General features: G+C 31.8%; 23 protein-coding genes. 11 read left to right on the top strand and 12 right to left on the bottom strand.

The window, feature by feature from the left end:
* Both tilS and rimO read right to left on the bottom strand, forming a co-directional pair.
* Nucleotides 1-969, bottom strand: a 969-nt coding sequence (gene tilS / locus OQH62_RS05050; protein ID WP_266014711.1) for a tRNA lysidine(34) synthetase TilS, incomplete at its 3' end; no start/stop codon positions are given.
* Nucleotides 962-2,275 carry a 30S ribosomal protein S12 methylthiotransferase RimO gene (rimO, locus tag OQH62_RS05055; RefSeq protein WP_266014714.1) on the bottom strand — a complete coding sequence of 438 codons (1,314 nt, stop codon included), beginning with the start codon at nt 2,273-2,275 and terminating at the stop codon, nt 962-964. The genes tilS and rimO, both read right to left, overlap by 8 nt.
* 65 nt (nt 2,276-2,340) lie before the next feature.
* Here rimO and prfB point away from each other — a divergent pair, with 65 nt between their 5' ends.
* Nucleotides 2,341-3,438 carry a peptide chain release factor 2 gene (gene prfB / locus OQH62_RS05060; RefSeq protein ID WP_266014717.1) on the top strand — a complete coding sequence of 366 codons (1,098 nt, stop codon included), beginning with the start codon at nt 2,341-2,343 and terminating at the stop codon, nt 3,436-3,438.
* Nucleotides 3,439-3,517: 79 nt separating this feature from the next.
* Here the strand turns inward: prfB and truD are convergent, their stop codons facing one another.
* Complete coding sequence (truD, locus tag OQH62_RS05065) at nt 3,518-4,630, bottom strand: tRNA pseudouridine(13) synthase TruD (protein ID WP_266014719.1); 1,113 nt, start codon at nt 4,628-4,630, stop codon at nt 3,518-3,520.
* Nucleotides 4,599-5,420, bottom strand: coding sequence for a thiamine-phosphate kinase (locus OQH62_RS05070; RefSeq protein ID WP_266014722.1), 822 nt, complete (start codon nt 5,418-5,420; stop codon nt 4,599-4,601). Before OQH62_RS05070 ends, truD begins: the two co-directional genes overlap by 32 nt.
* A gap of 84 nt (nt 5,421-5,504) precedes the next feature.
* Between OQH62_RS05070 and OQH62_RS05075 the strand changes: the two genes are divergently transcribed.
* The 10 genes from OQH62_RS05075 (at nt 5,505) to OQH62_RS05120 (ending at nt 13,306) form a co-directional block, all read left to right on the top strand.
* The gene (locus OQH62_RS05075) at nt 5,505-6,590 is read left to right on the top strand and encodes a hypothetical protein (protein WP_266014724.1); all 1,086 of its coding nucleotides are present in this window, start codon (nt 5,505-5,507) and stop codon (nt 6,588-6,590) included.
* Nucleotides 6,587-6,973: a hypothetical protein gene (locus OQH62_RS05080; RefSeq protein WP_266014727.1), complete on the top strand. Its 387-nt coding sequence runs from the start codon at nt 6,587-6,589 to the stop codon at nt 6,971-6,973. Before OQH62_RS05075 ends, OQH62_RS05080 begins: the two co-directional genes overlap by 4 nt.
* Entirely contained in the window at nt 6,963-7,613 is a 651-nt protein-coding gene (locus OQH62_RS05085) for an RsmD family RNA methyltransferase (protein ID WP_266014729.1), read from the top strand. Before OQH62_RS05080 ends, OQH62_RS05085 begins: the two co-directional genes overlap by 11 nt.
* Before the next feature lie 141 nt (nt 7,614-7,754).
* On the top strand, nt 7,755-8,801 hold the full coding sequence (locus OQH62_RS05090) for a flagellar basal body P-ring protein FlgI (protein ID WP_266014731.1): 1,047 nt from the start codon (nt 7,755-7,757) through the stop codon (nt 8,799-8,801).
* Between the two features lie 74 nt (nt 8,802-8,875).
* Nucleotides 8,876-9,148: a rod-binding protein gene (locus tag OQH62_RS05095; protein ID WP_416333346.1), complete on the top strand. Its 273-nt coding sequence runs from the start codon at nt 8,876-8,878 to the stop codon at nt 9,146-9,148.
* A 56-nt stretch (nt 9,149-9,204) separates the two neighbouring features.
* Nucleotides 9,205-9,402, top strand: a complete 198-nt coding sequence (locus tag OQH62_RS05100) for a flagellar biosynthesis anti-sigma factor FlgM (protein WP_266014737.1) — start codon at nt 9,205-9,207, stop codon at nt 9,400-9,402.
* Between the two features lie 34 nt (nt 9,403-9,436).
* Entirely contained in the window at nt 9,437-9,871 is a 435-nt protein-coding gene (gene flgN / locus OQH62_RS05105) for a flagellar export chaperone FlgN (RefSeq protein ID WP_266014739.1), read from the top strand.
* A gap of 9 nt (nt 9,872-9,880) precedes the next feature.
* On the top strand, nt 9,881-11,707 hold the full coding sequence (gene flgK / locus OQH62_RS05110; protein WP_266014741.1) for a flagellar hook-associated protein FlgK: 1,827 nt from the start codon (nt 9,881-9,883) through the stop codon (nt 11,705-11,707).
* Between the two features lie 65 nt (nt 11,708-11,772).
* On the top strand, nt 11,773-12,537 hold the full coding sequence (locus OQH62_RS05115) for a TIGR02757 family protein (protein WP_266014743.1): 765 nt from the start codon (nt 11,773-11,775) through the stop codon (nt 12,535-12,537).
* The gene (locus tag OQH62_RS05120; RefSeq protein ID WP_266014745.1) at nt 12,524-13,306 is read left to right on the top strand and encodes a TSUP family transporter; all 783 of its coding nucleotides are present in this window, start codon (nt 12,524-12,526) and stop codon (nt 13,304-13,306) included. Before OQH62_RS05115 ends, OQH62_RS05120 begins: the two co-directional genes overlap by 14 nt.
* Before the next feature lie 3 nt (nt 13,307-13,309).
* Here OQH62_RS05120 and OQH62_RS05125 read toward each other — a convergent pair whose 3' ends face one another.
* From OQH62_RS05125 to OQH62_RS05160, 8 genes are all read right to left on the bottom strand, one after another.
* Nucleotides 13,310-14,494 (bottom strand): type II secretion system F family protein, encoded by a 1,185-nt coding sequence (locus tag OQH62_RS05125; RefSeq protein ID WP_266014747.1) that lies wholly within the window; start codon nt 14,492-14,494, stop codon nt 13,310-13,312.
* Entirely contained in the window at nt 14,491-16,041 is a 1,551-nt protein-coding gene (locus OQH62_RS05130) for a GspE/PulE family protein (protein ID WP_266014749.1), read from the bottom strand. Before OQH62_RS05130 ends, OQH62_RS05125 begins: the two co-directional genes overlap by 4 nt.
* 2 nt (nt 16,042-16,043) lie before the next feature.
* On the bottom strand, nt 16,044-16,598 hold the full coding sequence (locus OQH62_RS05135) for a transformation system protein (protein ID WP_266014751.1): 555 nt from the start codon (nt 16,596-16,598) through the stop codon (nt 16,044-16,046).
* Nucleotides 16,599-16,600: 2 nt separating this feature from the next.
* Nucleotides 16,601-17,206, bottom strand: a complete 606-nt coding sequence (locus tag OQH62_RS05140) for an ATP-binding protein (protein ID WP_266014753.1) — start codon at nt 17,204-17,206, stop codon at nt 16,601-16,603.
* Nucleotides 17,203-18,615 carry a pilus (MSHA type) biogenesis protein MshL gene (gene mshL / locus OQH62_RS05145; RefSeq protein ID WP_266014755.1) on the bottom strand — a complete coding sequence of 471 codons (1,413 nt, stop codon included), beginning with the start codon at nt 18,613-18,615 and terminating at the stop codon, nt 17,203-17,205. Before mshL ends, OQH62_RS05140 begins: the two co-directional genes overlap by 4 nt.
* Nucleotides 18,593-18,931, bottom strand: a complete 339-nt coding sequence (locus OQH62_RS05150; RefSeq protein WP_266014757.1) for a transformation system protein — start codon at nt 18,929-18,931, stop codon at nt 18,593-18,595. The genes mshL and OQH62_RS05150 overlap by 23 nt, the downstream gene beginning before the upstream one ends.
* Complete coding sequence (gene nifJ, locus OQH62_RS05155; protein ID WP_266014759.1) at nt 18,928-22,494, bottom strand: pyruvate:ferredoxin (flavodoxin) oxidoreductase; 3,567 nt, start codon at nt 22,492-22,494, stop codon at nt 18,928-18,930. Before nifJ ends, OQH62_RS05150 begins: the two co-directional genes overlap by 4 nt.
* A 112-nt stretch (nt 22,495-22,606) precedes the next feature.
* Nucleotides 22,607-23,551 (bottom strand): OmpA family protein, encoded by a 945-nt coding sequence (locus OQH62_RS05160; RefSeq protein WP_266014762.1) that lies wholly within the window; start codon nt 23,549-23,551, stop codon nt 22,607-22,609.
* Nucleotides 23,552-23,615: the final 64 nt, after the last annotated feature.

The raw sequence follows: 23,615 nt of genomic DNA on the forward strand, positions 1-23,615 counted from the left end.
CGAGGGAGTTTGAAATACATTCTTAGGTTTGAGCTTGTGATTGTAAAGATAGGCTCGTAAAAGTTTGGGAACTTGTGCTTTTCTGTACAATTCTTTATAAGCTTTTGGAAGTTTTTTACAATGTTCATATTTGAAAATGAAAGCCTGTTGATTTTTATATACTATTGCTATTTTTCCACTAACGACACAATCTCCTTTTCCAAGTTCCTTTCGTTGTTTAGCACTTACAACAATGCCAAATTTCTTTATGCATTTGGCAAGCAAACTTTCCTCATTTCTACAAATAACAATGCCGCCAATTTCTTTAATCTCTGTGCTGCCATAAAGCTTTTCAAAATCTCTATAAAGATAGCAAAAACTCTTCTGTACTCCTTGTGAAAATTGGGTGATAAATTGATTGCTATAATGTTTCCTTATACGATTTCTTAAGAATTTTTCATCAACATTACTCTCATCATCAAAATACAAAACTTTTTTTTGTTTTAAAAAAAACAGAATTTCATCTTTACTTGTGAAAAGTAAAGGACGTATTAGTGTATAATTTTTTCTTTGTTCAACTTCTTTCATTCCTAAAAGTTCAGCCAAACCAGCTCCTTTTGAAAATTGCATTAAGAACCATTCAAACAAATCATTAAGTTGATGTCCCATAAGAAGAGTTGTATAACCTTCTTTTTGACACAATTCTTCAAAGAATTCGTAGCGAAAGAGTCTTGCTTTGTGTTCGAAATTGCTTTCAAAAACAGGAGCTTGTTTGATAAAAATTTGTTTGTTGTATTCTAAGGCAAGTTTTTTTGCCTCAAGCTCTTCTACATCGCTTTCTTTGCGAGTCTTATAATTCACAAAGGCAAGATCAAATTCTATATTTTGAGAATGCAGGAGATAAAAAAGTGTCGTTGAATCACTTCCATATGAAAAAGCAAGAAGGTTCTTGTTTGTTTGTAAAAAGGCGAGAATTTCTTGTTTAATCATCTTTTTTTAAAGCTTTTGCTATGAGCTTTTTATCAAGACTTGCTGTAATTTCACATTCATATATTTCTCCCATTGTCAAAGTACCGCACAAGCTTTCATTAATTAAAATTTCACCATCAATATCCCTATCCCAACGTAAATCTTTACCAGCTATGAAAAACTCACCTTCGCTACTTTGTCCAGTGCATACTACTTTTCTTCTTTTTCCAAGCTCTTTAGTAAAACTTTTTTCTATGCTTTCATCGACAATTTTTTCAAAATTTTTCATTCGCAGATTAAGAGTTTTACGTCCAACTTGCTCCATAGCAAATGCAGCAGTATTTTCTTCTTGAGAATAAGCAAAAACACTTATTCTGTCAAAGTCAAATTCTTTGACAAAATCACAGAGTTCAAAGAAATCTTCATCGCTTTCACCCGGATGTCCTATGATGAAAGCTGTTCGTAAAAAACTATCGGGTGCTTTTTTCATCAAGCCTAAAAGTTTTTTAAGTTTTGCTGCATTTGTTCCTCTTTTCATAATTTTTAACATTTTATCGCTAATGTGTTGCAAGGGCATATCAAAATAATTCATAAAAACTTTTGAGGCAATAATCCTTTCTATCAGTTTTTCACTTACACTTGTTGGATAAAGATATAAAATTCTTGCAGCTCTTATACCTTCAAGCTCTTCTACTCTATCAATGAGTTGCAAAAGTCCATCTTTGACTCCTGTATCAAGAAGATAAGAACTACTATCTTGAGCGATAAAAGAGAAATCTTTATATCCTTTAGCAATGAGTGTTTCGAGTTCATTTATTATACTTGCAAGAGAACGTGAGCGAAGTCTGCCTTTAAAATTTGGAATGGCACAAAAAGAGCAGTTTTGATTGCATCCTTCGCTAATTTTAATGAAAGTATGAAAATTAGAACCTGTAATAAGACGTTGAGTATTTTTATCTTGCAGGTAGGTAGAATCTGAAAAGAGATTCGTTTTTTTTGTTAGAAGTTCATTGATTCTCTCATAATCACCGACTCCTGCAAACAAATCAACTTCGGGCAATTCCCGCAAGAGTTCTTCTTTGTATCTTTGAATAAGACAGCCAACTACCACAAGCAAAGAGTTTTTTTTTCGCTCCTGATTAAGTTCTAAAATGGCATTGATACTTTCTTTTTTTGCACTTCCTATAAAACCACAAGTATTGACTATCATCACATCGGCTTGATTTGCTTGATCTGTAAGCTCATAATGTGCGAGTTGCCCGAGCATAATTTCACTATCGACAAGGTTTTTGTTGCAACCTAGAGATTTAAGATAAAGTTTTGGCATTTTTAAATTTACTCTTTCTTTGTTATAATCTTGCTTTTTCGATCACAATTATAGCAAAGAAAATTATGGATACCTACGAATTTAGCGAACTTCTAAAAAGCTTGAAAAATAAAGTCAATAATATAGCTTCAATTATCAAACCTGATGCAATACAAATGCGACTTAAAGAAATAGAGCAGCTTGAAAATACTCCTGATTTTTGGAGTGATGTAAAACAGGCTAGCATTTTAGGAAAAGAGAAAACAAAAATCACCCATTTACTCAACAGCTATGAAAAGGCTTTGAATGCTTTAAATGATACAAGTGAGCTTTTTGATTTGGCAAATGCAGAAGATGATACTCAAACAGTACAAGCGTTGTTTGATGATGTTTTAAAACTTGAAAATACCATCACAAGTCTTGAAATTTCTATGCTTTTGAGTGGGGAAAATGATAATAAAAACGCCCTTGTTTCTATCCATCCTGGGGCTGGTGGTACCGAAAGTAACGATTGGGCTAGTATGCTTTATAGAATGTATTTAAGATTTTGTGAACGTGAGGGTTTTAAAGTAGAAACTTTGGATTTTCAAGAGGGCGATGAAGCTGGACTTAAAGATGTGAGTTTTTTAGTCAAAGGTGAAAATGCTTATGGCTATCTCAAAGCTGAAAACGGAATACACAGACTTGTGCGAACAAGTCCCTTTGATAGTGCAGGACGCAGGCACACGAGTTTTTCAAGCGTTATGGTAAGCCCTGAACTTGATGATGATATAGAGATTGAAATTGAAGAAAAAGATATACGCATTGATTATTATAGAGCAAGTGGAGCCGGTGGGCAGCATATTAATAAAACAGAATCGGCTGTAAGAATAACTCATATGCCAAGTGGTATAGTGGTGCAATGTCAAAACGACAGAAGCCAACATAAAAATAAAGCTACAGCCTTTAAAATGCTAAAATCCCGATTATATGAGCTTGAGTTTATGAAACAGCAAGATGCTTTAAATGCGACTGAAAAAAGTGAAATAGGCTGGGGACATCAAATCAGATCTTATGTGCTTTTTCCGTATCAGCAAATTAAAGATAATCGTTCTAATGAAGCTTTTTCACAGGTTGAAAGCATTTTAGATGGAGATATTAAAAAGATGATAGAGGGTGTTTTGATTGCTCTTAAAACAGAATGAATTTTTTGTTAAGTTCTTTGTTGTTTTTGAAAGCATTCTTACAAGTAAAAATTCCTAGTGAGTTTGAAAAAGCTTTTATTCAGTTTGTATGCAAAAGCTCTTCTAAAACAACTGTTGCATAGGAGCCTTTTTGCAAAAAAAATTCTATGCAAAAATGTGCTTTTTCTTCATCATAATGAAAATGTAAATTTTCTAAATACGTCCATAAAAAGCGTCTTGATCCTTGCATTTGAGAAGCAAATTTCCAACTTTCTTTAAAAATTTCATTTTCTTGTTGTAAAGCAAAGCCTTTTCCTGTTTCATAAGCTTTATATCCAAGTAAAAGCCCCATAGGACTGAGCTCTCTTTTGAGGAATCTGTCTTCTTCTTTTTGCATATTTTCACACAAGAAGCATTTGCCATAAGGATAATGCCCTAAAACTTCATTAGGTAAAAGTTTAAAAAAATGCTTTTGTTTTTGCAGTGTTTTTGCCTCTTCTTTTGAAAGTTGATACATAGTGGCAAATTCGTAAGGACTAAACTCTGCCGCAAAATGTGAAAGCTCAATTCTTTTACTAAGATATTGATTAAAGAGCTCGCTTTGAAAAGCTGAAAGAAGAAAATTTTTTATCTTTGGATTTTTTATCTTTCTTTTTCCTTGTAAAAGTTCTAATCCTTCTTTATAATTGTCTGCAAATTTCCCAAATCTTTGAATGCCAAAATAATTTGCAAAACCTTGTTTTTCAATGTTTATAAGCACTTGTTCTAATTTGAGTGCATTGAGTTTTGAAACCTTTTTTAATCGGATAAAAAAAGAATTGCCTTTTAAATGGCCTATTTTAAGTTTATTGTTATGGGTAAAACTTTCTAAAATTGTGAGTTTTGGGTGTGAAAAATTGCTTATATCTTTTTCGTATTTCTTAGGCATTGAGAGGTACTGGAAGGTAAGTCCTTGTTTATCTTTGAGTCCTGCATAGCCGAAATCTCGTATTTTTACTCCTGTATGTTCGCTTAAAATTCTTAAAGCGTCATTTGTGTTTAAATCTTTTTTACAAATATGTAAAATTAAATGTTCTCCACCACCGCTAAATTCATATAAAGCTTTTTCACGTACAACAAAATCACTACTATTTTTACTAAAGTGTGCATCAATTTGACTGTGTTTAAGAGTATATAAAAGTTTAGAAGTGGTGTTCTTTTCCATTAAATTCATATTTTCCTTTCACTGCTTTTGCAAAAATAGTTATTGGAGTTTTGTGTTTTGCAGCAATATTTTGTATGAGTTTGATTCTGTCCTGATGAAAAGCAAATAAAATTTCATATTCCTCTCCGCTGTAAAGCTCATACGAATTTAATTTTTTAAGCCATACAATCCCAAGTTTATTCAAAGCCAAAAGTCTTGAGAGATCTTTGCTTAAACCATCTGAAATGTCCATAGCGCAAGAGATATGTTCTGCAAGTTCATAAAAGAAATTTGCACGGAGTTTTGGTCGTATAAAACGGTGTTTTGGAGACAATTTTCCTCCATTTTGTAAGATTTCAAGTCCTTTGAGGCTTTGTCCTAATGTACCTGTATAAGCTAAAAGATCATTTTCACTTAAACCTTTACGATACAGAGGTTTTTTTTGAATTTTTGAAAGCAAACTTATGCTTATAGCCATTGTTTCGTTACTGATAGTATCACCACCTATAATTTTTATATTATAATTTTTAGCAGTTTTTAAAAAACCTTTTTGCAAAGCTTTAATATCCTTCAAGCTCAAGGTTTTTGGCAAAGCAAGTCCTAGAAGTGCAAATCGTGGTTTAGCATTCATAACAATGGCATCTGATATATTGACAAGGAAAGCTTTAGTAGCTATTTGTTCTAAAGTAAGCCATTGTCTTTTAAAATGCACATTTTCAAAAAACAAATCCTTGCTTATACACCATTTACCAAGCACAGCACCATCATCACCATTGTATCGGTTTAAAAAAGCTTTAATAATAAAATCTTCTTTATTCATAGTGAAAGATTTTATAGAATTTCTTTTTAAAAAGAGTGAAATTTTAGAAAATTTTTATATAATTTAAAAAATCAAGGAAAGAGAATGCAAAATTTAGAACTTCGTATTTTTAGATTTGACAGCAGCAAAGATTATGAGAGTTATTATAAACCTTATGTATATAAAGATTATGAAAATTTTTTTACTTTGTATGATGTGTTTTTGAAAATCGCAGATGATGATATTTATTTTAGTTTTGAAGACAATGAAAATAGCTATGTTTTTGTCTCTTCATATGAAAACCCGCGTAAAGAAATTTTAAGACTTAGCACTTCTTTAGACTTTGTACTTGAAAAATTTGGCAAATCTTTGATTATTGAGCCACTTAGTACAAAAAGAGCAGTGAAAGATTTTTGTATCGATAAACAAGATTTTTTAGAGAAATTTAATTGTGTGAAGAATCTTGTTGATTATAATGATGAAATCTTTTATAAGAGTTTGTCTCATTTGTATTATACAAGTGAAGTTTTATCTTTTTATCCTAAGTATTTAGGAGATTCTATGATGTATTTTTTAGCGAAAATGAGTGAAAAATATCCTGAAAAAAAGAAAGAATTTTTGCAAATTGCAAGTGATAGAGAAAAAGGCATACTCTATCATATCAAAGGAGCAAATGTTGAGCTTGAAAAAACGCTGTGTGCTTTCCAAGATGAACTTGTTAAGTCCGGTTTTCTTGATGTTGATTTATTTCAACCAACAATCTCTCTACCTTGTTTTGAAGCACCAAGAGAATTCCAAGAGCTCAAGTATGATTTTACAGGTTTTAACATAGGCTTTTATGGATTTAACTTAGAACACAAATTAAAAACAAAACTTGCAGCAAAATGTATTCATTATGAAAGTGAATATAAAAGTAGTGGTTATGAGTTTTTAGCTTTTAATCCAGATTTAAGTTACGAAATGGCTGCAAATATAGTTTTAGATGCTTATGATAGCGGTTGTGATTTTTTGGTTGTAGCTGAGGCAAAGGATTTTTATCTTTTTGACAGTTGTGCAAGAAAATTAATGCAAAAAAGTGGCAGAGAGTTTGAAGATTTTTATATTTTGCATTCTAGCGAATTTCTTGCTCTTGTTGGTGGTGAGAGAAAGCCAAGTTTGCAAAAACACGCTTTAAAAGTTGGTTTTTTATGAAAATAGCCTTAGAATGTAAGGATATTATCATAGAGAGAGCTTTAGAACTTTTTTTAAAAGAGCACTTAGTAGGAAAAAAGGATTGCGATTTTATTATTAGCGATTCGAAAATTCCAAGTGCAAAACCTTTGTTTATTATAGCTGCTAACTCACCTTTTCTTTCTGTGCCTTTTAGCAAAGAGGCATTATTTGATTCTTTAAATGAATTTAATCAAGCTTTGCAAGCTGCTATGCAAAAGCTCATTGAGGAACAAAGGAGAATGTTAGAAGCGAAAATAGAAAGCATTTCTATTGAATTTCGAAAAGAATATGAGCAAAAGATAGATTTAGCTATTCGCGATTTAAAAGACAAGCTTGTAAAAGCTTTAATGAATGAAGAATAAAATTTTAAGAGTTACAAAATCCGCATCTTCTTCATATAAGAAAAAAAGAGAAAAATACACAAAAAAACTTTTTACTTTTATAGAAAGTGGTATTTATAAGGGTAAAAAACTCCTTTTGCCAAGCTTTGAAACAACGCGAAGTACAAAAAGCATAGTAAGTACTTGTGTGTTTAATGTTTTAAGAGGACATTTGCAAGATGTTATTTTTATAGAAGCTTTTGGTGGAAGTGCTTTAATGGCTGCTCTTGCTTTGAGTAATGGGGCATTAAGAGCTTATGCTATTGAGCTTGATATGAAAGCCTATTTTATAGCCTTGGAAAATGCGAAAATATTTGAAAACACTCTTTTTGTAATAAATGGAAACACTTTTGAAGTATTGCAAAATCTTGTACAAAGCCTCGAAAAAAAGCTTGTGTTATATTTTGATCCGCCTTTTGATATAAGAGAAGGTTTTAAAGATATTTATGAGAGAATTTTTGCTCTTTTGAAAGAACTTGATTGTAATAAGATATTTATGGTTATTATCGAACACCGATCAAATAAAAAAACTCCCGAGTTTTTAGAGAATTTTGTAAGAGTGAAACTTAAAAAATTTGGTTCTAGCAGTCTTAGTTTTTATGAGAATGTAGAAAAAAAATGAATTTTTACTCGTTTATTCAGATTTTTTATTTATAAAATTACAATGCTTTTTTATTTTTTATAACACTATTTTAAAAATATAAAGTCATAGTTGGAACTTTTTTTGCTTAAGTTTGTGTAATTATTCAAAAGGATAGGTATTATGAAAGCAATATGGATATTGTGTATTCTTAATTTCAGTGTTTTAGCTGTGCAGATTAAAGACATTGCAAACACAGTTGGTGTTCGAGATAATCAAATCATAGGATATGGTTTGGTTGTAGGACTCAATGGGAGTGGCGATGGTACAAGTTCTAAATTTACTTTACAATCTATTTCAAATCTTTTGCAAGGTATGAATGTTAAAGTTGATCCCAATGATATTAAATCTAAAAATACAGCCGCAGTTATGGTAACAGCGAAACTTCCAGCTTTTGCGAAAAGTGGAGATAAACTTGATATTGTTGTTTCATCTTTAGGAGATGCAAAATCTTTACAAGGTGGCACACTTTTACTCACGCCTTTAAGGGGAATTGATGGAGAGATTTATGCTATTGCGCAAGGCTCTCTTTCTACTGGTGGTTTATCCCCAAGACCCGGTGGAGCTGGAACGCATACTACTGCAGCTGTTGTAATGTCTGGAGCAAATGTTGAGAGAGAGATTTCGCAGAATTTTAATGAGAATTCAAATTTGAAATTGAGCTTGAGAGTTGCTGATTTTAAAACAGCAAACGATATAGAGAGAGTTTTAAACGCAAATTTTGATGAAACAGTGGCAAAGGCTTTAGATTCTCGTACGATAGAACTGCAAAAGCCAGAAGAAATGTCAAATGTTGAATTTATGGCAAGAGTCTTAGAGCAAGATGTTGCTTATACTCCGCAAAATAAAGTAATTATTGATGAGAGAACAGGTACAGTGATCGCAGGTGTAGATGTTGAAGTTGAGCCTACTTTAATTACTCATAAAGATATTACTATCAAAATTGATCCAAACAACAATGCTGAGGTCCAACAGAATGAACTTGATATGAAAGATGGAGGAGTTATTGATCCTACTTCAAACACTTTAAGAATCACAAATTCCAAAACTACAGTTGCAAATATAGCAAGAATGCTTAATAAACTAGGTGCTACCCCAAATGATATTATAACTATAATGCAAAATTTAAAGAGGGCTGGCGCGATTAATGCGGATTTGGAGGTGATATGATGAAAACAGATGTTTTTTTACAGCTTTATAATACAAAGACTTTCAATGCAGCTACAAATTTTAAAGCGCGTCAAATGAGTCAAGAATTTCGCTCACATACACAAGTAAATCAGGCTTTAGAGGCTAAACAAGAGGATAAGGCTTTAAGGGAACAAACAGATGCTTTCGAAGCTTTTTTTGTGAAACAGATTTTGGATTTGTCTTTGAAAACTCAAAATGCACTTTTTGGTAAAGATGCTAGTGATGAAATCTATACTTCTATGTATAATGATACTATGAGTAAAGCTTTAAGTGGCGGTTTAGGTTTTTCGAAACTTTTATATGATTTTTTAAAGGAAAGGGGTTAAGAAAATTAATTTTTATTCGATATAGTTTGTAGAGGATTATTTTTAAGGAGGCATAAATGATAAATCCTATACAACAAACTTATGTGGCCAATGCTAGTACAAATGTAAATACAAACATTAAAGAAACAAAAACAAGCCAAACTCAAAAAATGGAGAATGAGAAGCTTTCTAAAATTGCAGAGCAGATTAAAAATGGCACCTATAAAATAGACACTCAAGCCACTGCTAAAGCAATTGCAGATTCTTTGATATAAATTTTCTCTCCTTTTTTGAGAAAGAGGAGGGTTTATGATTAAAAAATATTTAGATGAAGTGAATGCTATTCTAGCAAAACTTTTAGAACTTACAATTAAAGATATAGAGAATATTAAGGTAGCTAAACACGAAACTGTTGCAACAAGCGTTGAAGAAAAAAATAAACTTGTTGCTGAATTTACTGTTGCTAAAAAACAGCTTGATGGGGCATTAGTAGAGCTTAATAATAGTTCTGTTAAAGGTTTAAGTGCTTTACTTGATGATGAAGACAAGCAAAAGCTTGATTTGCTCAAGTATAATTTACAAGAGCTCCACAGCAAAAATAAAGAATATGCAAAATTTGTCCTTATAGTGAAAAATTTTTTAGATGGTTTAGTGAATACAATGTTTGCCACTAATGATGGAATAAATAATGCTTATGGAGATATAAAGACTAATCCAGATTCAATTTTTAAGATTAATGTATAAGGACTACAAATGGGTATTTTTTCTAGTTTGCATACAGGAGTAACAGGTTTAAAGGCAAGTGAGCTGCAAATTGCTACCACAGGTAATAATATTTCAAATGCAAATTCAACTTTTTATACAAGACAAAGAGTGGTACAAACAACTAATGGCTACTATAATACAAATTCAGTGCAAGTTGGTACAGGAACGTTCGTTGAAAGCATAGTGCGTTTGCACGATGAACATGCCTATTTTAAACTTAAAAACGCTTCCACAGGACTGGAATATACGAAATATATGGGAGATACTCTTAAAGAGATTGCCCAACGTTTTCCAGATATTCAAACTACAGGAATGCTTAATGATTTAAAAAACTACCATAAAGCTTGGAATGACTTTGCTTCAAATCCAACCGAAAGTGCTATAAAAGTTTCTTTAATTAAAGCAAGCGAAACCTTAACACAGAGTATTAATAATGCCTTTGCAACCTTGAGTCAGATTCAAAAAAAAGTTAATTCGGATATTAAATTAACGGTTGATGAAATTAACCGTATAGGTGGAGAGATTGCTCTTATTAATAAACAAATTTATGGGCAAGAAGCTATTTTCACAGATCACGCTAATGAATTAAGAGACCGTAGAGATGAGCTTGAACTTACTCTTTCAAAACTTATTGATAGTGTAGCAAGTAAAACTGAGATTGTACAGTCTAATCGTCTTGATACTACTCTTAAAAATCCCGGCAAACATTACAATCTTAGTGTAGAAGGCTATACCTTAGTAGATGGTGCTAATTTTCATCCTTTAGTTTTAGATTATGATGATAAAAATGAGGGATATAATATTTATTACAGGACTCCTGATGAAAAGGTTCGTGATATTACAAGTAAGATTACAGGCGGACAGCTCGGTGCACAGCTTGATCTTCGCGGAAGAGATTATACTAAGAGTGAGGGTAAATATAAAGATGGTATAGTGCAATCTTATATGGATTGGCTTGATACTTTTTCTAAGACAATGATTAATGAAACAAACAATCTTTATGCTTCCTCTGCAAAAAGTTCTGTTGTTTCTGATGAGCTTAAATATCTCCAAGGCGATATACCTTTACTCAATTATGACAGAACTTTACAGATAGGGAGTTTTGATATTGTTATTTATGATGAAAAAGGCAATGAGCAAGTAAGAAAAAACATTACTATTGATGTGGATACTACTATGGATGATGTTTTGAGGCAAATTACTTCAAACACTGATGATAACAATGATAACAATACACAAAATGATGTTGATGATCATATTGATGCAAGTTTCTCCTATGATCAAAGAACACAAAGTAGTTTGTTTCAAATCAATGCTAAAAATGGTTTTAAAGTAGCCATAGAAGATAATGGTACAAATTTTAGCGGGGCTTTTAGCATAGGAGGATTTTTTAGTGGTAAAGATGCTAGTACTTTAAGGGTAAAGAATTCTCTTGCTGAAAATTCAAATACATTACGAGCAAGTAAAAGCGGTGTTGATAGTGGTAATGATATGGCAAATGAGATTTTGCAACTTCAGTACGAAAAAGTGAATTTTTATAATACTGATGGTACTATAGATACTCTTACTATGGAAGAGTATTACCGAAAACTTACAGGAAAAATTGCGAGTGATGGGGAAAACAATGAGGTCATTCACGCAAGCAATGAAACTTTATATAATTCTGTCTATGCAGAATATCAGTCTAAAAGTGGAGTGAATACAAACGAAGAGCTTGCCGCACTTATTCAGTATCAAGCCTCTTATGGGGCTGCTGCAAAAGTTGTAACAACTGTTGATAGAATGCTTGATACTTTACTTGGACTTAAAACTTGAAAATATTTTCTTTTTTATTTACAATGAAAATATTTTGTGCATTGTAATCACACGCAAAAAAGAAAATGATACATTTTACTTCTTTAGAGCAAAGACTTGAACAAGAGGTCTTAGAAAAAAATACTCTTGAAAATCTGTTGAGTGCTGATGATCCTTTACAAGTAGCAAGGAGACAAAAAAATCAATTCGCAATTTTACTTTGTGCTTTATTTTCATATGGCAATGCAAAGAATATAGTTAATTTTCTACAAAAACTTGATTTTTCCTTGCTTGATTTAAGCGAAAAGCAAATTCAAAAAGCACTTACACATTTGAAATACCGTTTTCAAAATGAGGAAGATGTGAAGCAAATTTTTATTACCTTGCGTAGAATGCAAAATGAAGATTCTTTAGAGAATTTCTTTACTAAAGCTTACTTGGAAAAAGGTTGTGTGCTTTATGGGATTAAAAATTTTCTTTTTTCTGTGTGGCAAGTCAATAAAAAATACTCAAGTTATGGATATGATTTTTTCTTTGGTAGAGTATGGCGTAATGTACCGAATTCGCCTTTAAAGCGGTATAATATGTTTTTAAGGTGGATGGTGCGAAAAGATAGGCTTGATTTAGGTTTGTTTGAGAGAATTCATACGAAAGATTTGTTTATGCCCTTGGATATACATACACATAGAGTTTCTTTGAAATTAGGACTTCTTAAACGTAAAACTTATGATTTTAAAGCTGTTGTGGAATTAACGAACAATTTAAAAAAATTTGATTCAAATGATCCTCTTAAGTATGATTTTGCTCTTTATAGACTTGGGCAAAGTGGGAGATTAGATGAGTGGATTTGATGATTTGTATGTGTATATAATACTTTTTTTTGTAGCCTTTTTTGCAGGTTTTATAGATTCTATAGTTGGTGGGGGTGGGCTTATTACTCTTCCTGCTTTAATAGCCTGTGGAATTCCGCCACATCTTGCTTTAGCTACCAATAAATTGCAAAGTGTTTTTGGCTCTTTCACTGCTGCATTGACTTATTTTAGATCAACTTCTTTACCTTTTCTTGGTTTGGGTGTATTTTATACTGTATTTGGAGCCGTTTTAGGTTCTTGGACTGTGCTTTTTATAAGAGATGAACATTTAAAGCTTATTATCTTGTTTTTTCTTTGCTTAAGTTTTCTTTATACTGCTCTTAGAAAAAATTTAGGCAAAGAAGAGAGTGAGCCAAAAATAAAAAATATTAAAATTTTTTATTTTTTTTGTGGAATAGGCTTAGGTTTTTATGATGGATTTTTAGGACCAGCAACTGGTTCGTTTTGGATTTTTGCTTGTGTAGTTTTACTTGGATTTACAATGAAGCAAGCAAGTATAAACACTAAGATATTTAATTTTTCAAGTAATGTAGCTGCTCTTGGCGTCTTTCTTTGGCAGTATCAAGTTTTATGGATTCTTGGTTTGCTTATGGGAATAGGACAAATTTTAGGAGCATTTTTGGGCTCAAAACTTGTATTACAAACGAATGGAAAATTCATAAAAACCTTGTTTTTGGTAATTGTTGGTATCACAATTCTTAAGGTTGTTTGGGATTATTTGGATTCTTTTTTATTTTCTTTGAATTGAAAATTATAAATTTGATACAGCTCCAAGTTCCCACATCGGTAGAAAAATTCCTAAGGCTAAAAAGAGTACTAAAATTCCAACAAGCAAAGTCATAAAAGGCTCTATAAGGCTTAAGAATTTTTCCATCAAAGCTTCTTGTTTTTGTTGGTAATATTTAGCAATCTCTTCGCTTAAAAGTTCTAATTTTCCACTCTTCATTGCTAAGGCAAGCATAGACAGCACCACTCCATCAAAAAGTCCTGTTTTTTTAAAAGCTAGACTGAATTCAAGTCCTTGAGTAAGTGAAGAAGAGAGTTTGGAGAATTGTATATATAAAGCTTTGTTTTTTATACTTGCATTTGCTAGTTCAAAAGCTTTCGATAAAGGAATTCCACTTTTCAAAAGTAGGGAAAAAACAAGAAAAAAAGAATGTTTTTGATTGTACAATATGCTTTGTCCAAAAAAAGGTATTTTCAAAAGAATTGAATCCCAAAATAATGCAAAAATATACGATTTTTTGTAGCTTACTATGCAAATGAAAATCAAGGTAAATAGAAACCATACAAGAATGAAAAAATACGCATTTAAAGATTCATAACTTGCAAGCATAATACGAGTTATGAGAGGCAAATCTGCTCCAAAGCTTTCAAACAAATCACTAAAATTTGGTACAACAAAAAGCATTAAAAAACTAAAGGCACAGCAAACACTTACAAATACAATAAGAGGATAACGTAGAGCTTTTTTTAATGCCTTTTCATTTTGCAATCTTTTTGTTCTTAGTGTAGCAATTTGGGTAAAAACTTTGGAGATTTCCCCAGTATTTTCAGCCATTTTGATTAAAGCAAGTTCGCTATAGTGTAAAGACAAATATGAATTTTCAAATGCTTTGCTTAAATTGTGTCCTAAATCAAGATTTTCGTTAAGTCTTATAAGAAAAGAGGAGAATATTGTATGTGTGCTTTGAAGTTCTTTTAATGCTTGTGCAACACTTAAGCCAACTTCGCTTAATAAAGCGAGTTCTTTAAAGAAAAGTATAAAATTTTCATCACTTATTTTTCTTTGACGATTTTTCTTTATTTCTTTAAGGCTTATGATATGTATATTGTGTTTAAAGGCTTTTGCTTGTGCAACATTGATGTTTGGTGCTTTAATGATTTTTGTCAATTTAATGTCTTTTTTTATGTATTCTAGCTCATAAAGTTTCATTGTAAAACCCTTATGATTTCATTGAGACTTGTTACTCCTTCTTTCACTTTTTCAAGACCCATTTCAAACATAGTTTGAAAACCCTGTTTCTTAGCATAATGTAAAAGTTCTGTCCTGTTTTTTCTTTTACGTACTAATTCAGCTAAATTTTCATCAAATGGCAGAAGTTCTACAAGTAATTGTCTGCCTATGAAACCTGTGTGATTACATTCTTCGCAGCCTTTTGGTTCATAGCTTTCTTCTTTGAGTTCTTTGCTGTATATTTTTTGCTTGCATTTTGGGCAAAGTTTTCGCACTAATCTTTGGGCTACAATGAGCTTGAGTGATGAGGCAAGCAAATATGATTTGGCTTTCATATCAAGCAGTCTGTCTATGGTTGAAAGAGCATCATTTGTGTGTAAGGTACTTAAGAGTAAATGTCCTGTTAAAGAGGATTTTAACGCTATGTCAAGACTTTCTTCATCGCGAATTTCACCTACCATAATAATATCTGGATCCTGTCGTAAAATAGCTTTTAAGGTATTTGTAAAATCAAGTCCTGCTTTGGAATTAAGCAGAATTTGTTGCACGAGCGGCATTTTGTATTCTATGGGATCCTCTGCCGTAATAATTTTCTTTTCTAATGATTTAATTTCATTTAAGCAAGCGTATAAACTTGTACTTTTTCCGCTTCCTGTCGGACCTGTAAAGAGTATCATTCCATAAGGAGCTTGTAATATTTTATGGAGTAGAGTGTAATTTTTCTTTCCCAAGCTAAGGTTTTTGAGTTCTAAGAAATCAAAACTACGTTTTAAAATTCTTATCACAACACTTTCGCCATAAATCAGAGGTACAGAAGAAATTCTAAAATCATATTTTTGTTTACACAGTTCAAATTCAAAACTTCCATCTTGGGCTTTTCTGCTTTCTGCTACGTTAAGATGTGCTAAAAATTTAATATGAAACACTAAAGCTTCATAAATATCTTTTTCCAAGAGAGTGAAAAAAGTTAAAACACCATCAATACGAAATCGAATTAAAGAGTTCTCGTTTTGTGCTTCTATATGAATGTCGCTTGCACCAAGTTCTAAAGCTTGTTGAAAGATAAAATCAAAAATTTGACTAATCGAGCTCATTGCTTCTTGTTTTGTATTTTCTTTCCATTCCTGTCTTAGCTGCATACTTAAATTTTTTAATTTCTCTTTAATGCGAAGTTTTTGAAGTTCTTTTGTAATTTTTAATTCATCAGCATACACTGCTTTAATAAAAAAATCTCTACAAAAGCTTTGAATTTCTTCTATAATTTCAAAAGAACACGGCTTTGCTCTTGCAATATAAAGATGATGTTTGTCGCTTTTAATCGGCACAATTTTAAATTTTTCAAGCAGGGCAAAAGGCAGAATTTTACAGAGAGTTTCATCTATTTCTTGAAAATCTAAAAATTCAGTATTTTCATACTTTGCTAAGGCTTTTAAAAATTGCTCACTCTGAAGTCCAAAATGCAAGGAAAGTTCATCAAGGGTTATTTCATCTTTAAGATAAGAACAAAAGAGTTTTTCATCAATCATTCTTATAATTCCTCATCGAGTATTATAATGCCATAATGTTGAATATAAAGTTCTAAAATTTCTTTAGCTTCCTTCTCTTGACCTAAAGCTTTTTTCGCTTTAGCAAAATAAATCCAAGGTTCTTGCAAGCTTGTATCGAATTCATTGGCTTTTAAAGCCCAAAAAAGCGTTTTTTTATAACTTTTTTTATCATAATATATTCTCATTATTATTAAAGCCTTTTCATAGCTTGGGTTTTGGTAAAAGGCATTTTTAAGTGTTTGTACATTTAAATTGTATGAGTTAATTTGAATTTTTGCACTTTCTTCTAAATTTTCTTGGAGAGTGATTTTGTGTTTTTCTTGTTTTATTTTTGCTTCAAAAAGTTGTTTTTCTAAATCGCTTTTTGCTTTGAAAGCTTTATTTAAAATGTCTTGTTGAGTCTTATAGAGTATAAATGTTTTGTATATTGTATATGATGTAATAAGGATGACAAGAAGAAAAAAGAATACTCGGAGGTATTTTTTCTTTTGGTATTTTTTATATTTGTATTCTAATTCTCTTATTCTTTCCTCCATATTTACCTCAATAAATCATTTTCTAAGGCACTGAGTTTGAATATATATTTTTTATTTTTATTTCCTTGAAAATAGTTAGAAAGCTCTAGAAAACTTTTAAGAGTTTTATCTATATTTCTTAGATTACCTTTGGAAATTTTCATTAAAAAAGAAAGATTATTGTGTGAAAGTTCGAGCATAAATTTTTCTTTTATATACTCTTTAAGTTCTGTCTCATTTAAATTTTTAAGTTCGATTTGGGCTTGAAAACGACTTTTAAAATGTTCTTTTTTAAAAAGAGCTATCTTCTTATGGGAGCTTAAAACGAAGCTTAAAGTATCGCTATAAATTCGTATATATTCAAACAAAGGGTGCTTATACATCCCAACTTCATCAAGTAGGATAATATTGATCCCCTGTTCTTTCGCCTTTTCAATGCAGAGTTTGAGATCTTGCTCATTTGTAAAAATTTCGTTGATAAGTACAGCTTTGTGTTGTTTTGCTAGTCTTTGAAGTAAAATGCTTTTTCCACTTCCGCTCTTACCCCAAAGGAAAATTAAGGCTTTGTGCTTTAAAAGTTCGTTTATTTTAGTAAAAATGTGTTCCCTGAGTTTGACAATTTCATTCATAGTTTAAATCCTAAGTCTTTGAGACTTGGAGAATTTGTTGTATCTACTATGCTTGGAGTGATGATAAAGACAATTTCTGTTGCATTTGAATTTTGTTCATCACCTTTAAATAGAATCCCTAAAAGAGGAATTTTGGAGAGAAAATTAACAGAACTTTCATTTTGAGTTTTATTATGAGAGATGAGTCCTCCTAAGATAAGCGTTTGATTGTTTTCCATTTGTACCACTGTTGAAAGCTTTTTTTGCACAGTATCTGGGGCTATGGTTCTTGCTTCCTTTTGTTTTTTGTTGTCTTCTGGGTATTTAAAATCGCTTAAACTAGGGCTAATTCTTAACATAATTTTATTATCATCTGATATTTCTGGTAGTATATTTAATAATATACCGACAAAAATAGAATAATTTGTAAAACTTTCACTTACGACCGACCCATTTTCCGTACCTTTAGAACTTTCTTTAACTTGATAGTTGATAGTATCACCAACTGAAATAATAGCTTGTTGGTTATTTAAAGCCATAAGTTTTGGACTTGATAAAACATTAGTCTTTCCACTTTCAGAAAGAAAATTAAGTAGAGAATTAAAATTTAAATTTGCTCTAAAACCTAAGTTTTTTATAAAAGTTTTTCCATTTTGTAATTCAATAAAAGAATCGCCACCATCTTGGTTTTGCGAATGAGATAGTAGTGTCAAATTCTGCCAATTAATCCCACTTGAATGGCTTTTATTGAGACTTACAGCAAGTATATTTACATCAATAATGACTTGTTTTTTCAATCGAGTTTCAAGTTTTTGTAGATAGTTTTTCACTCTTGAAAGTTGAGAGTGTGTTCCAGTAGCAATGATGATACCGGCATTTGGATTGATAATTGGAGCTTTAGCCTCGTATTCTTCAGCAGAAGAATTTAAAAGTGCAATGAGCTCTTTTTCTATATTTTGCCAAAAGTCAAATTTTTCCATACTCTTAATCATATTGTCTTCGATGTCATCACTGATACTGTAATCAGTCTGTTTGGGTTTAGCATCTACTGAAGCTTTTGTAATGCTTTGTCCTTCGCGTATAGAAGTGATGTAACTCATCTTAAAAATTTTTGTTTCAAGAGCTGAAATTTTTAAAATTTTACCATCAAATTTATAATAGAGATTGTTTTCATTAAGAAAGAATTTAAAAATTTCATCAAGACTTGCTTGTTGTATATGAATGCTGTGCTGATTTTGACCGAGTTTTTCTTTAGCAAATTTATCTTTGACAACTATACTAAAAGAGCAGTAGTTTGCAAGTTCATTAAGGCTTTCTTCTATGCTTAATTTTTCTGAAATACTGTGAATATCAAAAAGCTTGTTTTGGCAGTCAATAGCATAAAGAATTTCAGCGCACAAATAAAAGCTAATGAATAGAAATTTTATCATCGCTTTTAAAGTATAGTATTATAGGAATTTTATCATAATTGAGTGTAACTTCCTTAGTATCGATTTTGGTAATTTGAGCTTGGTGAATTGTATCGCCTTGTTTGTACCATTTGTCATTAATCTTTACTTTCCCAAGCATTAAAGCTTGGATTGTAAGTTTTTGAATTGCGACAAAATTATAATTAAGAAAAGGATTTTCAAGCTTATGTGTTTGAATTTGAAGATTTTGCTCTTCTTTTAATTGAAAGTATTTTTCAAAAGTATCTTGTGCGAGTAAGCTATTACAACATAGTACTACACAAAGAAATTTTTTCAATTAAGACCTTCAATTTCATCGCTAAAATCAGCAATAGCAATGCGTTTAAGCTGTCTGTAACGACGTTGAGCATCTTTTTTATTGCGCTCGAAGAGTTCTTTAGCATGATTCGGATTTGCTTTTTTTAAAGAGCTGTAACGCACCTCATTCATTAAAAATTGTTCATACAGTTCCCAATTAGGCTCTCTTGAAACTATGCTAAGAGGATTTTTTCCTTGTTCTTCGAGACGAGGGTCAAAGGTATAAAGAGGCCAATAGCCACATTTTGTAGCAAGCTCACCTTGTTCTCCAGAATAACCGAGCCCACCTTTGATACCGTGTGCTATACAAGGTGAGTAACAAATAACTAAAGAAGGACCATTGTACGCTTCTGCTGCTAGTAATGTTTTGATTAAATGGGCATAGTTAGCTGTTGAATTAACTTGTGCTACAAAAATATAACCATAAGTCATTGCAATCTGTCCTAAATCTTTCTTTTGTATAGGTTTCCCAGCGGCAGCGAATTGTGCTACAGCACCTGTCCTTGAGGATTTTGAGCTTTGCCCACCTGTATTTGAATATACTTCGGTATCAAGCACTAAAATATTAACATTTTCTCCACTTGCCAATACATGATCAAGTCCGCTATATCCTATATCATAAGCCCAACCATCTCCTCCAAAAATCCAATGAGATTTTTTGCTTAAAAATTGTTTTAAATTTAAAATATCAGATACAGCTTTAATATTTTTATTCTGTTCTAAAATAGGGAGCATTTTATTTTTTATTTCAATAGACTCAGCTCCTTTATCCTTATTGGCTATCCATTCTTTAAATAAAGCTGAAAGAGCATTTGGCACTTTAGAAATATTTTCATTCATAATATTTTCAATGCGGTGTCTTGTATTTTCAGTTGCTATTTTCATTCCAAGTCCAAATTCAGCATTATCTTCAAATAAAGAATTTCCCCAAGCAGGTCCGTGTCCATTTTTTATGCTTTTTCTGTATGGAGTTGAAGGTGCAGAACCTCCATAAATCGAGCTACAACCGGTAGCGTTTGCTATGATCATTCTTTCTCCAAATAAACGTGTAATCAAAGTAATATAAGGTGTTTCACCACAACCAGGACAAGCTCCGTGGAATTCAAAAAGTGGTTGAGCAAATTGAGCTCCTTTGACATTTTCTTTGTTTAAAATATCATCTTTATACGAAATTTCTTTAAACAAGTAATCAGCATTTTCTTGTTCTCCAAAATCTATTTCCTCCTGAAGTGGAACCATAGCCAATGATTTTTCTTTTGTAGGACATTCGTGTACACAGAGCTCACAACCTGTACAATCAAGCGGAGATACTTGAATTTTGAAATTCAATTTTTCTCCTTTTGTGCCTTTAGCTTCTAAATTGTGTTCTTTTACTCCTCTTGGAGCATTGTCAAGTTCTTCGCTGTTTATTAAAAATGGACGAATAACGGCGTGAGGGCATACAGAGGCGCATTGATTACATTGAATACAGTTAGCTTCTATCCAACGTGGCACCATAACTCCAACCCCTCTTTTTTCGTATTCTGTTGTGCCGTGTTCAAAACTTCCATCTTCATAACCTAAAAAAGCTGATACAGGAAGTGTATCTCCTAAAGCTACATTCATAGGTTTAACTATTCTCTCAACAAATTCTGTGCCTTTGTAAGCGTTTGTTTGTTCTTTTTCTTTTTCTTCTAAATCTTTCCATAAAGGATCAATTTCAATTTTGACAAGTCCATCGGCTCCAACGTCAATAGCTTTATAGTTCATTTCAACGATAGCATCGCCTTTTTTGCTGTAAGATTTGTAGGCGAGTTCTTTCATATATCTTTGCGCGTCTTCATAAGGGATTATTTTTGCAAGTTTAAAAAAAGCAGATTGCATAATAGTGTTTGTACGACTTCCTAATCCTATGTCTCTAGCGAGTTTTGTAGCGTTTATGATATAGAAATTGATTTGTTTTTCAGCAAGTATTTTTTTGACTTTTACGGGAAGTTGTCTCACTGTTTCTTGAGCATTCCAAATACTATTTAAAAGAAAAGTTCCACCTTGACGAATTCCTGCTAGAACATCATAAATTTCCAAGTATGCTGCAACAGAACAAGCAACAAAATGCGGTGTAGAAACAAGATAGGTTGAACGAATAGGTTTTTTTGAAAATCTTAAATGGCTTTTTGTATAACCACCGGATTTTTTAGAATCGTAAGCAAAATAAGCTTGAGCATAGTATTCTGTATTATCTCCTATAATTTTAATAGAATTTTTATTTGCTCCAACCGTCCCGTCTGCACCAAGTCCGTAAAAAATGCACTCCACAGTGCTTTCATCTCCAAGTGAAATTTTTTCTCCTGTTTTCAAAGAAGTGTGAGTTACATCATCAACAATTCCAACAGTAAAACCGTCTTTTGGATTTTTAGAATCTAAGTTTTTAAAAACAGCTAGCATTTGAGCAGGATCTACATCTTTTGAGGAAAGTCCGTAACGTCCACCAACGATAATAGGAGTGTGCTCTTTTCCATAAAAAGCAGATTTAATATCTATATAAAGCGGCTCTCCAAGACTACCCGGCTCTTTAGTTCTATCCAAAACAGCAATTTTTTTCACTGTGCTTGGCATAATATCAAAGAAATATTTTAGACTGAAAGGGCGATAGAGATATACTTTTATAACTCCAACTTTTTTACCTTGAGCATTAAGATAATCAACTACTTCTTCAAGAGTTTGCGTTACAGAGCCCATAGCGATAACAATTTTATCAGGCTTTTTATGCCCATAATAGATAAAAGGTTTATATTCCCTACCTGTAATATGAGAAATTTTACTCATATAGTCATTAACTATATCAGGTAAAGCTGTATAAAAACGATTGTTTAATTCTCTTGTTTGAAAATAAATATCATCATTTTGTGCAGTACCTCGAGTTTTGGGATTTTCTGGATTAAGAGATGAATTTCTGAATTTAAGCACAGCTTTTTTGTCTAGAAGTTTCTCAAAATGTGAATAATCTATGAGTTCAATTTTTTGAATTTCGTGGCTTGTTCTAAAGCCATCAAAAAAATGTAAAAAAGGCACACGTCCTTTAATGGCAGCTAAATGTGCTATACCAGCTAAATCCATAGTTTCTTGTACTGAATGAGAACAGAGCATAGCAAAACCAATTTGTCTTGCAGCGTAAATATCTTGATGATCGCCAAAAATAGATAAGGCTTGATAAGCCAGAGAGCGAGCTGCAACGTGTATAACACAAGGAAGAAGTTGTCCTGCTATTTTATACATATTAGGAATTTTAAGAAGAAGTCCTTGTGAAGAGGTGTAAGTAGTTGTCAATGCTCCAGCCTGAAGCGACCCATGTACTGTTCCAGCTGCTCCTGCTTCGCTTTGCATTTCTACTAGTTTTACTGGTACACCAAATAAATTTTTTTTGCCTGAAGCCGCCCACATATCAGTATAGTCGGCCATAGGAGAACTAGGGGTTATAGGATATATTCCTGCAACTTCTGTAAAAGCATATGCTGCATAAGCAGCAGCTTCATTGCCGTCCATAGTTTTCATAATTTTACTCATTAGAGACCCTTAAATTATTAATAACTTTAATGACTATAAATTTACTACAAACCTCTTAAAAGAGGCTTAACATTTATAATTTGTTTATTTTATGTCCGTTTGTATGGAAAGATTATTGTAAGACAAAATGCACTTCCACACGTCTGTTATCAGCTCTACCTTCTTTAGTTGCATTGTTAGAACGAGGATTTTCTGCACCATAACCTTTAATTTGAATTCGTTCGTTTGATATTCCATATTTTTCTAACTCTTTGGCAACATTTGTGGCACGACGTTCAGAAAGTTTTTGGTTATAGGTTTTTGATCCTACATTGTCAGTATGTCCTTCCAAGACAGCGTTGTATCTATCGTTTTCATCTAAAATTTTTGCAATTTCTTTTATATTTTCTTGGAAAGTTGGATTGAGAGTACTTTGATCAAAATCAAAATGTCCTTCTAAATTAATGACTTTTTCACAGCCGTTTTCATCAAGAATAGCTCCTTCTTTAGGTGTTTGTGGACAGATTTGATGCGATGTGTGATTTGGTAAAAAAGTGTTTCTCTCTTTTTTACCTAAACCAAAACTCATTCCTAAAGTTGTAACCCAATTATGATTAGCGTTGTTAAAGGAAATTTGATCTCTTGTTTCAAGTTTTAAAGCTAGCGAATCGCTAAATCTATATTTTAAACCTACTCCATAATGTCCAAACCCGTCACTTTTATTTTCATAAAGTTCTTTAGAGAGGTGTTCATAACCTACACCAGCTAAACCATAAAAATAAAATTTCTCATCTAAATTAATCCCTTTAATAGCGGTAAAATAATTCCTTATCATATTTGTTTTTTGTTTGTCTGTGTAATTCATTTTTTTGTAGTATTCAAAACCAAATTCGAGTTGATCAAGCCAAAAATTATCAAAATGATAACCAAGTCTCAAACCAGGAGAAAAAGTATTTCGCATATTTAAGTTACCTTCGGGATGATTATAATTTAAAGTTGGAGTCAACTCAAATTTAATACTATCATCTGTTGCAAATAAAACACTAGCTAAACCTAAACATAAAAGCATTTTTTTCATAGAAAACCTTTCAAATAAATTACAAATCTTAATCAAACTAAATTGTAGCATATGATTTATATAA

The organism is Campylobacter sp. MIT 21-1684 (assembly GCF_026241315.1).
Taxonomy (GTDB): domain Bacteria; phylum Campylobacterota; class Campylobacteria; order Campylobacterales; family Campylobacteraceae; genus Campylobacter_D.